This window comes from Desulfogranum aggregans (assembly GCF_055398265.1).
The window spans coordinates 2,307,461-2,320,447 of sequence record NZ_AP042447.1 but is presented as its reverse complement, the minus strand read 5'-3'; the positions used below and the strand labels follow the sequence as shown (position 1 = coordinate 2,320,447).

Genomic DNA, 12,987 nt, shown 5'->3' with positions numbered 1-12,987 from the left:
ATTTAAGAAGTTATTTATGCCGACTGTAAGCGTAGTAATACCATTATATAATCATAGCCGCTATATTCATGATACCATTCTTTCTGTTATCGATCAATCATATGACCATTTCGAAATTATCGTTATAGATGATGGTTCAATCGACAACTCAGGTGATGTCGTCAGATTGATAAATGATGAAAGAATTAGGTATCATTATCAAGAGAACCATGGCGCTGCCTACGCCATCAATTGGGGGATTGGCGAATCAATTGGGAAGTATATATCCATCCTGAATTCAGATGATCTTTACTCTCTGGGGAGATTGAAGAGGTGTGTGGATGTGCTTGACAACGATTTGTCGTTAGATGCGGTTTATTCGGGTGTGGAGTATATTGACGAAAACGATCAGTACTTAAAAACTGTTATTGGCGCAGAGGAAAATTGGCAAGGGAAGGAGGAGGAAGACTCATTTAAGTCAAGCGGCAGTCTTACCCTGGATTTATTGGCTGGGAATTTTATCAAGACCACCTCAAATTTATTCTGCAGAAAAGAGTGTTTTGACAAAGTCGGCATGTTTCGCAATCTGCGCTATACGCATGATTACGACTTTTTCCTCAGGCTATCCTCTCAATGTAAAGTTCAGTGTATTGCTGATCCCTTGCTGAAATATCGGGTACACCCAGGCAACACCCTTAAGGAAGATCAGGCCGCAGTAGATTTTGAATGCGCACTGGTCGTCTCAACTTTTTTGTTGACTCATGACTTGAGCAAGATCATTGATTTTGCCTCACCTGATGCAATGGGTAAGTTTCTTTATTCCTTGAATACCCATCACGCAGACAAGGTCATGCTCATCTTTTCACTTTTGTCCGGCTATATGGGGGATAAGGAACAGTTGTTTCTGGAAATCCTTGATGACCCTGAGCACCCTTTTCGGAAAGCGGGGCGGGATTTTATTTGTAATTGTCATGATGGTTGGCAGGCAAGGGAAGAAATTTATCAGGAGTGGCACAAGCTCCATGCCCTGTATATTGAGAGAGAAGAGGAACTGCATCAGGTGCAGCGCTCTCTTGGCTATCGAATAGAGAAGAAATTGAGATATTTTCTGGACAAAATGACAGGCTCCTCCTAGAGGACAACTTTTTTCCACAGTTTTCCTTTTGTAAAGGCCTTTTCATGTCAAAGAACATACTGCTGATTACCAGGGAACTTGTACCCTTTTTTTATGGCGGCATCGGCACGCTTTTCATGGCAATGGCTAATCTGTTTCGACGATCCGGTCATTCCATTGGTATCCTTTCTCTTCGGCCTGAAGGTTTTGAACGCGAACTTATTGATTCGTACTATAACGATGTTGCTCTATTCTTTTTAGAACGAACGGATCTTCCCCATCAGGCACGGTACTCTCCTAGCGGCGGGAATATTTCTTCCTATAATCTTTCCTATTCCTTAGCTGTAGCTGCAACCTTTGAGCGAATTTATGAAGCGGTGCGCCCAGACCTGGTGATTGCGCCGGACTTTGGAGCCGAAGCATTGGTCTTGTTGTTGCGTAAGGCTGTTGGACGATACCCTTCTACCAGATTTTTACTCCACCTTTCCGGTGGGTTACATGAATCGCTCTCTATTTATGAGGCAGGCGCTGGAGAACGTTTTGCCAGTGAACTGGTGGAGCCTCAAAATCGCCTCACTTGTTCCATGGAGAATATCTGCCTGCGCTTAGCCGATGAAATTATTACCCCGACAAATGTCGCCTGGCGTGAAGTGGCTCAACGCCTGGAGATACATGTGAAGAGCGTCCACCAGGTGCCTAATCTGTTTACCGGGAAAGTTGGCTGTAGCCCGTTGCCGCAACCTTCAGCAGAGAGTAAGCCCATGCTGTTGTTTATTGGCAGGCTTGACCGCCATAAAGGCGCGGACCGATTGCTGAAGGTGTTTATCCGCTTTCTCGCGAAATATGGAACAGGGACAAGGTTGGTACTTCTCGGCAGGGACTGCTACTGGAAAGAGTATGAAAGTTCTTTCCTTGAAGAGTGGGCAGGGAAGATTCCGTCTGCTTATGAGCAGGCCATAGAGTTTAAAGGACAGGTGGATCACGCCAAAGTGGAAGAGTATCTTGCCGCAGCCACCCTCTGTCTGTTTCCTTCCCGCTGGGAGGTCTTTGGTAATGTTTGCCTGGAGGCCATGGCTGCTGGTGTACCGGTATTGGTAGCACAGGGCACTGGGATGGAGGAGGTCATCGGTGAGGAGCTTGCTCGATTTGCGGTGGATTTTTCAGCCACAGAAACAGTGGTAGATGCTCTCCAAGGGTTCTTTACAGATACTGCCAGCCACGAATGCATCCGTAAGGCAGTTAGGCGGCGTGCTGATGAAATTGTCCAACAGGGGGAGGCCGGGTATACGAAACTCGTGGATTTGCATCCGTCAGGCCATGGGCAGGAGTCGGCATTGTCGACAACGTTGGCGGAAATCCCGTGTCTTCTTGGGGCCATGAATGATATAACCCGCTCTTTAGAGCGAGACATGGACAGAATTATAGAGTATTACGGACCATCAGAAAAAAAGGTGAAAAGCATAATCCAGGACGGGGGCAAATGTTTTTCTTCGCTTTTTGACCGTTTCCCCTTTTTTAAGCAATAAGCTATCCTTCCTAAGTATTGTGAAAAATAAGCGTTTAAATATTGTCTATGTGTGCCGGGAGTTTGGTCCTGTTACCGGTGGAGGTATCGGAACCTATATATATAATGCCTGCATGGCCATGGTGGACCGGGGGCATGGTGTCTTTTTGCTGACCGACTGTTTTCATGACGGTAACATGGAACTGTTGCCCGAGGGGATACAATTGATTGCGCCGCTTGCCACAAGGACCAATCGAGTGGGCAGTTTTGTCTCTCCCCATCACGAATACAGCTATAGGGTCTATGACACCCTCAAGGAGCTTGGAGGTAAAGAGCAGCTTGATGTAGTTGAGTTTGCCGAATTTGGGGTTGAGGGTTTTGCCGCGATCCGCGGCAAACGGCTATTGGGAGACTTTGCGGCCACCAAGCTGGTAGTCAAGCTGCATACCCCCAGTTCGCTCCTCTACCAGATCAATGAAGACCGGCGTCTTCATGTGGACAGTCTCTGTGATTACACCATGGAAGACTATTGTGTTACCCATGCAGATATGGTGACTTCTCCTTCACTCTCACTGGGGGAATACTTTGCGCAGCGAGTAGGGCGGAAGGATATTCGGCAATGTCCTTATCCCATGGAGCTGCCGGCCGAAGGGGAAGGGCGGTGTTTTACAGACCAGCAGGTGCGCAGGGTCCGCCTGATCGGTTCAATCCAGGTCAGAAAAGGAATAGATACCTTTATTCGTGCTGCCGTAAAGGTGCTGCAGCAGGACGATACCTTTCTTTTTGAAATCTGGGGCGCGGACCGTAATGCTCTTCTTTTTGGAAAAACCTATAGTGATATCGCCGCTCGGCTTATTCCCAAGGAATTGCAGGATAAAATAGTCTTTTGCGGGGGGGTGCCCTACAGTGAGATTCCAGCTCTTTTCAATGATTCCTGTTTTTGTGTCTATCCCTCTCGATGGGAAAATTGGGCCAATGTCTGTTTAGAAGCCATGTCCTATGGCTGCGTGGTACTCGCTTCAAAAAACGGTGGGATGAGTGAGATGATTGAGCATGGAAAGAGCGGGTTTGTGGTTGATCCGCTTGACCCAGACGAGATCGCCGAAACTATCTTGAATCACTATACCCGGAGTGCCCTCCTGGAGCAGATTTCTCATCGTGCTGTGTTGAGGAGTCGTGAGATTTGTAGTCCGCAAAGAGCGGCTGAAGTCATGGAGGGAAATTATCGCCTCGATGTGCTCAAAAAAGAACCGGCAGAGTTGCGTAATGATACGCCGCTTGTTTCAGTGATCATACCCTACTACAACCAACCGCACTATCTTCAAGAGGCAGTGGCCTCTGTGGCGGCCTCTGATTATCCAAATATTGAAATTGTTGTGGTCAATGACGGCTCTTCGACTGTGGAAGCGCGTGAGGCTTATGAGGCCTTGTCCGGCGTGGTCAAGGTGTCTAAGGAGAACGGTGGACTCAGCTCAGCCAGAAATGCCGGGATAGAGGCGGCAAAAGGAGAGTTCGTTCTACCGCTTGACGCCGACGACCTCATTGAGAACGACTATATTCGTAAAGGTGTAGAGGCGCTCCAGAACAACCCTGAGCTCGGTTACGTCAGTTGCCATGCCCAGAATTTCGGCGAAATCAATAACGCCTACATCCCCATCGGCTATGTCCCTGAATTGATGCCGTATATCAATACGCATGGAAAGTGCAGTAATGTGTACCGAAAATCTCTCTTTGCAGAGTATGGCGGATATGATGAGGTGATGACCTCTTACGAAGATTGGGATTATCTGCTCACTCTCCATGATAACGGGGTTGAAGGGGACGTACTCCCCGCTGAAATGTTTCGTTACCGGAGGCATTATGATTCCATGGTGTACGTTACCGCGAACCGTCAACGAACGGATCTCATCCAGTATATGATGATCAAGCACGAGCAGGCATTGGCCCCCTATGCCGCAAAAATGGCGATCATGCTTGCGCGGCTCTGGAAAGAGGCTGAAATGAAATCGGAATTTGCAGAGCTGCAGTTGCGAAATGCTTTCCTCAAACCGAAACGGCTAGACGATTTACAGTTTTTGCATACAACACGGTTTCAAGCGTATGCCCATGGTGATGAAGAAGCTTCTGTGTTTTTTGACTATCCACGAAACCAGTGGCAGTCTATCAGGCTGAACCTGCCTTTTGAGGGCGAAGATGTTGGCTATAGGGTTGACCCTGCAAATTCTTCTGGGACTATTTTGATAAAAGAGTTGGTAATCAGGGAAAAAAAATTCGGGCGGGCTTTGTTTAAGGCCTCATCTAAAGAAGGGTTTGATCAATGTATTTCTGGGGGTAAACAAGGTCATGACATCATAGAGGATGTGTTAGTGGTTACTGCACATGATGATGACCCTCAATTATTCCTGCCCAAGTTGCCAAATGTCGCCAGCATGTATCTTGATGTGACTATTTATTGGTGCGACGCGCATGATTGTAATGTGCAAGAAATTATTCGCTCCCTGCGAAATAACAGGATAAAGCGAGGCGTAAAGAGAATAGCGGCTCGCTTTTTTGGAACATGCTAGCACGAGACGGCAACTATTCAGGGAAAACTAAAATGCCTCTGCCTTTCAGGGCGCGAGTGCTGCTAACTGCCCTTTTTTTTCTGGCAGTATGGGGCGTGCTCCACTTTGGACCGAATCAACCACAAATTAAAGTAGTTCTAACGGTCATATCGCAATCAGTGGAGCCTGTTCAGGTCTTTTGGGGGACTTCAAGCCATGGCTATGTGCATGAAAAAAGCTCCATTGCTTCTCTTTATCCCGGTGAACATGAATACCATATACCCATACAACCTGAGGGCAAACTGTACAGGCTGAGGGTTGATCGAGCAGAAAAACAGGGGAATGAGGTTACTTTACTTGGGTTTAAGGTGTTCTCAGAGGGCACTATCCTGTGTGATTTTAAAGGGCGCGAACTGAAAGAGCGGCTTGAGGCCACTGAAATGGGCCTGGAAATGGGGGCGACCGAGAAAGGGATTGTACTTATCCCTTTGGGAGAGGACCCATATTTTGAAGTGGATGTGAGTCCTGATGTTGATCGGCACCATTGGGTGAAGGAGAGCCTGTATCTATTGCGTGCATTATTGATGGCGGTGCTGTTTGGGGCAGCCATAGGCTATGTGTCATCATCTCGTTATGTCGCTCGATCATTCTTCACTTACCCTGGGAAGGTAAGCCATTGGTTTGTGTGGGCAGGAGCGATTTCTATTGTGGGGGTATTATTTTTGCTGGTACTGCCAGGAGCGTCAGGAGGAAAATATACAGCATTATATTGGTTGTCTCTTGCTTATACAGTAGGCTCGGTACTTTGTATTCTTTTGTTCTGGCTCTTGACTCGGCCAAGTGTTCGCAAAGGAAAGGAGTCGCAGTCTCGTTGGTATTGGCTTTTGTTTTCCCTGGTACCTTTTTCTGTTTGGATGATCTGGCTATTGGCTTTCTGGCCGGGGTCCATGAGTCCTGATTCTTTTGATCAGTGGAAACAGGTGATAGATGGTGGTCATTGGAAGGATTGGCACCCTGCTTTCCACACAATGAGCATATGGCTGGTCACTAGAGTGTATGAATCCCCTGCCGCAGCCGTTATTGCCCAAATAGTAGCCCTGTCCTGCTCAATTGGCTGGGCGCTTAGTGTGCTGGGGCGGTATGGTGTCCGGCGACGCGTACTATGGTGTACCAGCGTTTTATGTGCCACTTGGCCGGTAAATGGGTATATGGTTGTGACGCTGTGGAAAGATGTTGCTTTCAGTATCGCCATGTTTGTACTGGCAATATATCTACTTCAGGTTGCTGTGGAAAACGGGGAATGGCTTAATCAAAAAACCAATCTTGTCTTACTCTGCTTCATTCTTGTTCTTGTTTCCCTGTATCGGCACAATGGGATTGTGCCAGCCGTATTGACACCGTTAGCACTGCTTATTAGTTATCCTAGATTTAAAACTGGGATTGTGGCGGTTTTGGTAGTTGGATGTATTGGGCATGCCATGATTAAGGGGCCGTTGTACAGCTATCTTGATGTAAAAGTTGGGGGGCCGATAACTAAAGTGATAGCACGTCTGGAAAAAGACTTTTTGCAAGTTGGAAAAACAGACGATGAGAAGAGCTTCAAGAAAGAGAAATCAGGTGAGGATATAAAAAAAGCAGAAAATAATAAAAACAATTTTGGTCCAATTCTCGATAGGCTCTACTCGGCATCCGCCTTATGGCGTATCACGCCAATGGCGTTTTTTCATAAAAGAATAGAGCAAGTTAATCTTTGGGGGCAAGTTGGAGAAACTCACGAAACAATACGGTATGTGAGTTCCAATAAGTACGGAATTACTGAACAATCTTTTTTGCCCAAAATAAAGAGTTTGCTTTATTCTCTATTTGAATTGACACGACATGATAATTTACTGTTTTGGATATGGCGTCCGGCTGTCTACCTGTATATTCTCTGTGGACTAGTTGTGGTGTGTACAGTTCGTACAGGTAAAAAAATGTACCTTGTGATGTTCCCGGCATTGGTCAATTCACTTCCAGTTTTTCTGGTTGTGATCCATAAATCGATCTTCCGTTATCACTATCCTCTTGTTCTTCTTGGAATAGTATTGTTTCTCCCTTTACTTTTTTGGCAGAGCAATGAAAAAAGATGCGTGATTGAAAGCTCACCACCAGGCTAAGGTAAACATACGGGAAAATACTCAGTGAAAAAATTAATTATCCAAATACCTTGCTACAATGAGGCGGCAACGCTTCCCATTGCCCTTGCAGAGCTTCCCACGGAAGTCGAGGGGTTTGATGTTGTTGAGCGCCTAATTATCGATGATGGCTGCAGTGACAATACCGTTCAGGTGGCACTGAGTCATGGTGTTGATCATGTGGTTCACTTTAATAAAAATCACGGCTTGGCAAAAGGCTTTATCGCCGGTTTGGAAGCGTGTTTGAAGTTAGGGGCAGATGTTATTGTCAATACTGACGCGGATAATCAGTACAATGCCCTCGATATTCCTAAACTGACCAAGCCGATTCTTCTTGGTGAGGCGGATATGGTCATCGGTGCTCGTCCTATCGATGAGATTGAGCATTTTTCTTCATTAAAAAAGCTTCTGCAAAAAATGGGCAGCAAGGTGGTGCGTATTGCCAGTAAAACAGACGTGGTTGACGCAACCAGTGGTTTTCGTGCAATTAGTAGGGATGCGGCCATGCAAATGAACGTTTTTAATGAGTACACTTATACGCTTGAAACCATCATCCAGGCCGGTCAAAAACGTATGAGCATTAGCTCTGTTGATATCCGTACAAATGGATATCTTCGACCTTCCCGCCTCATGTCCAGTATTTCCTCCTATATTAAAAAATCGATTACCACTATTATTCGCATATTTGTGGTGTATAAACCCTTTCGCTTTTTTATGGTAATAGGTTCGATTTTGCTTTTATTGGGGACTCTTTTAGGAGGGAGGTTTTTACTACAGTATTTTTCAGGCAGCGGTTCTGGGCATATCCAATCATTAATTCTTGTTTCTATATTAATAGGTGGTGGTTTTCAGGTTATTTTAGTAGCTTTTCTATCCGATTTGTTATCTGTAAACAGGCGCTTATTGGAAGATATACAGTATCGGGTCAAAAAGCATGAGTATAACGCTGAAAATAATGCGTTCACAGATGAATAAAGGCCGTTGCTGTAGGATCGATGCGCATCGTTTTTTGGGGAACATATGATATCGGGAAGCCACGCAATCGTATACTTTTGCGTGGGCTTCGTGAAAACGGAATAGACCCTATTGAGTGTCATTATCATGTCTGGGAAGGTGTAGAGGATAAGAGTGACCTGAAAAGTAAAAAGACCAGGTTTCGTTTTCTCCTCAGGTGGTTGGCTGCATATCCTGTCCTGGTCTTTCGCTATCTGATGTTGCCGAAACATGACGTTGTAGTTGTTGGCTATCTCGGTCAGTTGGACGTTTTGGTACTCTGGATGTTTGCAAAATTGAGAGGGGCGACGATCGTGTGGGATGCTTTTCTCTCAATACACGATACTGTTGTGTACGACAGAAAGCTCTGCCCCCCAAACAGCCTGCGAGCACGTTTAATTTATAGATGGGAATGGTTGGCCTGCAGAGCTGCTGCAAAGGTTATTCTTGATACCGATGCACATGCTGCTTTTTTCTGCCATCATTATTCCCTGGAGGCGAAGAGGGTTGGCAGTGTATTCGTGGGTGTTGAACCTGATTGTTTTCCACCTGTTAAAAGAAAGACAAAAGAGGGTAAAGGTAAGGAATTGTCACTGGTTTTTTACGGACAATGTATTCCTCTTCATGGTATTCCAACAATTATCGAGGCTGCGAGCCTACTCAAAAAAGAGGATGTGTCTTTTACGATTATCGGAAGCGGCCAGGAGTTGGAAAGGATACAGAAAATGGTAAAGAGCAGGGCACTGGATTCTGTAAGGCTTATTCCGTGGATCGAGTATCAAACCCTCTGTAAGTTGATTGAAGAGGCGGATGTATGTCTGGGGATTTTTGGTGACTCCGGTAAGGCTGGAAGAGTGATACCAAATAAAGTCTTTCAGGTGATTCAATCTGAGCGGCCCTTGGTAACACGTGATTCCGAGGCAATTCGCGAGTTGCTTTCTCCTGACACGCCAGGCGTCTTGCTCGTCCCCCCTGCATCTCCGGATAAATTGGCGGAGGCCATTTTGGAGATGAAAAAAACGTCTGGTCAACTTCTAAATTCCCGCCTTTACGAACACGTCAAAAAGAAAATTCAACCTCATGCAATTGGTCGTAAATTTCTGAGCTTATTATAAAAAGCTATATTTGATTTTTTGTTGAGGTTGTGTCATGCCCGCAACTTTCTTTACGAGTACGCTGAAGAAATCTTTGAGTAGTTTTCTATGAGTAAAATTTTAATGGTTACAGAGCGTTATCTTCCCGTATGGGGTGGAGCGGAAAATCAGCTTCGTCAACTTATCCCCTATCTTGTTGAAGCTGGGCATAGCGTGACAATTGTAACGAGACGTTGGCGCAGAAACATGGCAAAAAGTGAAAGAATTGACGGTGTCCCGCTTGTGCGGTTGGGAATACCAGGAGCGAATCCCATTGCAACCTTAGTTTTTGTCTTTCATTTATTCGTCTACCTGCTTCTGTCCGGTCGACGTTATGACTGTTATCACTCCCATGGAGTGGTAAAAATGGGTGTGCTGTGTCGCATTGGAACATGGGTCACCGGGGCAAAGAATGTAGCGAAAATAGCCACCGCCGGAAAAGTTAAACCGCTGCAGGAGAAGGCGTTGGGGCGTTTGATGCTCAAAATCTTTAAACAGTCAGATGCGGTGGTATGTATGACTGAGGAGATCAGAAGAGAGCTGGAATTGGTTGGGCTTGAAGAGCAACGGGTCGCATGTATTCCTAATGGAGTTGATTGCAATAAATTTCGCCGGGAAAATGATGAAGAAAAACGTCAGCTTTTCAGGCGCAATTTAGGGATGCCAGAAAGTGCTAAAGTGGTTCTTTTTACCGGTCGCCTTGTCCGGCGAAAGGGTGTTGATATTCTTGTTGAAGCATGGGGTCAGTTGGAAAAGAGTACCACCGGCCTTTACCTGCTTATTTTGGGGAGTGGTACTGACCAGGATGATTCCGTTGAAGCTGAGCTGAAAAAACTCAAAAATACTTTGGGATTGAATCGGTTGATTTTTCTTGGAGCAAGTGATAGCCCGGAGCTGTTTTTAGCAAATAGTGATATTTTTGTTTTCCCTTCCAGGCAAGAAGGCTTTCCAAATGCGCTTATGGAAGCAATGGCTGCAGAGCTAGCCGTAATCGTTACCCGTATAGGTGGTAATGTAGACTTGGTGGATGAAAATGAAAATGGTTTTTTCTTTGAAAAAGATAATGTCCAAGAGCTAATTGTTTGCGTGAAAAATAATTATTTAAATAATGGAGAATTAAGACGAATAGGCTTAGCTGCAAGGAAAAAAATGATGGAAACATATTCTTTTGATTTTGTATCGGGATATTATGGAGTGCTTTACCATAAAATTTTGCACCGTGACTAATGGTTATGTGAAAATTTCATTAACTATTAAATTTTTATAATATTATTACTATGAATATTCTTTTTTTGAGGTCAGCTGAAAAGCCACTTCTTGGCGCATTTGTTGCTGGTGCATTAAAAGGTATACCTGATGTCTATTTTGAACAATATCCAAAATTTCCTGAAAATATAAAATATAAGCTCGACAAATACTGGGGTGCTAGTCGTAAATGGGACGATTTAAATTATAAAGTCGTGCCAAGTTTTAGGCAAGTGCGAAGAAAAATCGAATCAGGTGCTTATGACCTTGTATTGATTGTTGATCATGATTGTAAACTTTTTAGATATGTAACGCTTGGATTCAGAAAAAAAGTGGTTGAGTTATTAAAAGATTTTAAAAGAATGATTCATGGAAATGTTGATGGGGTAAAGGAAGTATACAATTTTTTCTACTCTCTCTCCATGCCAATTGAAAATATTTGTTCAAAAAGTCTTTTAGCTGTCGTTGATTTAAATGACTGGATATGCATAACTGAGAGAGAGCAAGAAGTGCTAGGTAAGGTTGACTTTTACTTTAAAAGAGAGTTGCCCTACAATAGATTATTTGTATACTATCAGAACCGACCAAGCCCTTGGAGAGTAAGGAGGGATAAATTACTTGTAGAGTCTGATAAAATTTTAGGTGTGCCTCTTGGTATAGAGGATGAAAAATATTTTTCACTGAAAAAAAATAGATCCTGTGAAAAAATATAGATGTTTTTTATGCAGGCAGTTCTTCAAGTTCTTTAAGGAGAAAGGCTAAATTTTTTCTTGAAAAAATAAGTGCAGAAAAAAGATGGAATATTGTCATTAAGGATGTTGTTTCTTTTGATGAGTATTGCTTTTTGTCCGCAAAGAGCAAGATAGTTGTTTCTGTGGAGGGGGGAGGATGGGACTGTTATCGACATTATGAGGCTATTGGTTTAGGGGCTCTGCCGTACATAAATGAGCCATCCGTAGATGTATCATGGAGAAAACTAATTCCAAGAGAAATATTGTTTGATGTCTCATTTGAAAATTTTTCTGCAGGTATTGAAAGGTTGTTGTTGAGTAAAGAGTTATGGGAGCAGTGTTTTTGTAAAATGGAAGATGCTGTGGAAAAAAAATTGCTTCACTCTAAGATTTTAAGACAGCTGTTGGTTTCAATGCAGAATTCTTCAGAGTAAAAATGGGAACTACTTCATTGGAGGGTTTAAGTGGTTGAAAAAGGGAGGTTCTTGGAAAACAAGAGAGTCTTGGTTACTGGTGCCTGTGGAACTGTGGGCTCACAATTACTCAATCTTCTCTTGACTCGCAACTATAACCCCGCAGAAGTTGTTGCTGTTGATAACAATGAAAGTGGGCTCTTTTTTTTGGAACAGCAGTACCTCGAAGATGGGAGGGGAACGTTTTTTCTTGGAGATGTGCGGGATAGGGATAAACTTTCACGTGCTTTCAAGGGTATCGATGTGGTTTTCCACACTGCGGCTTTTAAACATGTTGTTCTTTGCGAACGCTCTCCGTTTGAAGCTGTTCAAACCAATATCATAGGGGTGCAGAATGTAATTCTTGCAGCCAACGAAAATGGTGTTGGAAAAGTAATCTTCACAAGTTCTGACAAGGCTGTAAATCCGACTAATGTGATGGGGACATCCAAGCTAATGGGCGAAAGGATAATGACGGCAGCCAATAGTAATGTCCGCCGCGAAGGCCCTATTTTTGCCTCAACGCGATTTGGTAATGTACTTGGGTCTCGTGGCTCAGTTATTCCTATTTTTAAAAAACAAATCTCGAAGGGTGGCCCAGTAACTCTGACCGACCCTGGGATGACCCGGTTTGTGATGAGCATTAGTGACGCTGTCAAGTTGGTTGTCGAATCTTCTAGAAAGGCACAAGGGGGTGATGTTTTTATCACGAAGATGCCGGTCATTCGAATAAAAGATTTGGCAGAGGTAATGATAGAGGTGCTTGCCCCTCGATTTGGATATAAGTCAGAAGAAATTGAGATAAAGGAAATTGGAACAAAGCCGGGGGAGAAACAATACGAAGAACTGATGAGTGAGGAGGAAATCAGAAGAACCGTTGAACTTGAAGACTTTTTTATAGTTTTGCCGGCGTTTCGAGGGATATATCGAGACATCACTTATGATTATGAGGATATTTTGAGAGAAAAGGTGGAGCACCCTTATAATTCAGCCAATGAAAAACCGTTGAGTAAGAGCGAGGTTCTTGCGTTTCTTAAAAAGAGCGACTTGCTTGATTTGTCAGCAACGGCTGAAGACCGTATGCCTGCGAAACGTTACTGGCCAGGTGAAAGGGATTGA

The 12,987-nt window shown here is 44.3% G+C and carries 10 protein-coding genes; all 10 read left to right on the top strand.

Translation table 11 applies throughout. The features are described from left to right. Nucleotides 1–16: 16 nt before the first annotated feature. The 10 genes from ACZ52Z_RS10330 to ACZ52Z_RS10285 all read left to right on the top strand — a co-directional run bounded on the left by ACZ52Z_RS10330 (nucleotide 17) and on the right by ACZ52Z_RS10285 (nucleotide 12,987). Nucleotides 17–1,114: a glycosyltransferase gene (locus tag ACZ52Z_RS10330; protein ID WP_464270660.1), complete on the top strand. Its 1,098-nt coding sequence runs from the start codon at nucleotides 17–19 to the stop codon at nucleotides 1,112–1,114. Nucleotides 1,115–1,158: 44 nt separating this feature from the next. Beyond that, the gene (locus ACZ52Z_RS10325; RefSeq protein WP_464270659.1) at nucleotides 1,159–2,619 is read left to right on the top strand and encodes a glycosyltransferase family 4 protein; all 1,461 of its coding nucleotides are present in this window, start codon (nucleotides 1,159–1,161) and stop codon (nucleotides 2,617–2,619) included. Nucleotides 2,620–2,638: 19 nt separating this feature from the next. After that, nucleotides 2,639–5,161 (top strand): glycosyltransferase, encoded by a 2,523-nt coding sequence (locus ACZ52Z_RS10320; RefSeq protein ID WP_464270658.1) that lies wholly within the window; start codon nucleotides 2,639–2,641, stop codon nucleotides 5,159–5,161. 32 nt (nucleotides 5,162–5,193) lie between these two features. Beyond that, a complete protein-coding gene (locus tag ACZ52Z_RS10315; RefSeq protein WP_464270657.1) occupies nucleotides 5,194–7,296 on the top strand; it encodes a hypothetical protein in 2,103 nt (700 codons plus the stop codon). A gap of 24 nt (nucleotides 7,297–7,320) precedes the next feature. Continuing rightward, a complete protein-coding gene (locus ACZ52Z_RS10310) occupies nucleotides 7,321–8,289 on the top strand; it encodes a glycosyltransferase family 2 protein (protein ID WP_464270656.1) in 969 nt (322 codons plus the stop codon). Between the two features lie 20 nt (nucleotides 8,290–8,309). Further along, nucleotides 8,310–9,422, top strand: a complete 1,113-nt coding sequence (locus ACZ52Z_RS10305; RefSeq protein WP_464270655.1) for a glycosyltransferase — start codon at nucleotides 8,310–8,312, stop codon at nucleotides 9,420–9,422. A gap of 87 nt (nucleotides 9,423–9,509) precedes the next feature. Next, nucleotides 9,510–10,667 (top strand): glycosyltransferase family 4 protein, encoded by a 1,158-nt coding sequence (locus ACZ52Z_RS10300; RefSeq protein WP_464270654.1) that lies wholly within the window; start codon nucleotides 9,510–9,512, stop codon nucleotides 10,665–10,667. Between the two features lie 50 nt (nucleotides 10,668–10,717). Beyond that, nucleotides 10,718–11,398 (top strand): hypothetical protein, encoded by a 681-nt coding sequence (locus tag ACZ52Z_RS10295; protein WP_464270653.1) that lies wholly within the window; start codon nucleotides 10,718–10,720, stop codon nucleotides 11,396–11,398. A gap of 131 nt (nucleotides 11,399–11,529) precedes the next feature. Continuing rightward, nucleotides 11,530–11,850, top strand: coding sequence for a hypothetical protein (locus tag ACZ52Z_RS10290; protein ID WP_464270652.1), 321 nt, complete (start codon nucleotides 11,530–11,532; stop codon nucleotides 11,848–11,850). 30 nt (nucleotides 11,851–11,880) lie between these two features. After that, the gene (locus ACZ52Z_RS10285) at nucleotides 11,881–12,987 is read left to right on the top strand and encodes an SDR family NAD(P)-dependent oxidoreductase (protein WP_464270651.1); all 1,107 of its coding nucleotides are present in this window, start codon (nucleotides 11,881–11,883) and stop codon (nucleotides 12,985–12,987) included.

Excerpts from the sequence above, each read along its gene's own strand:
- ACZ52Z_RS10330 (WP_464270660.1), top strand. The coding sequence starts at position 17 with ATGCCGACTGTAAGCGTAGTAATACCATTATATAATCATAGCCGCTAT.
- ACZ52Z_RS10325 (WP_464270659.1), top strand. The coding sequence starts at position 1,159 with ATGTCAAAGAACATACTGCTGATTACCAGGGAACTTGTACCCTTTTTT.
- ACZ52Z_RS10315 (WP_464270657.1), top strand. The coding sequence starts at position 5,194 with ATGCCTCTGCCTTTCAGGGCGCGAGTGCTGCTAACTGCCCTTTTTTTT.
- ACZ52Z_RS10305 (WP_464270655.1), top strand. The coding sequence starts at position 8,310 with ATGCGCATCGTTTTTTGGGGAACATATGATATCGGGAAGCCACGCAAT.
- ACZ52Z_RS10300 (WP_464270654.1), top strand. The coding sequence starts at position 9,510 with ATGAGTAAAATTTTAATGGTTACAGAGCGTTATCTTCCCGTATGGGGT.
- ACZ52Z_RS10295 (WP_464270653.1), top strand. The coding sequence starts at position 10,718 with ATGAATATTCTTTTTTTGAGGTCAGCTGAAAAGCCACTTCTTGGCGCA.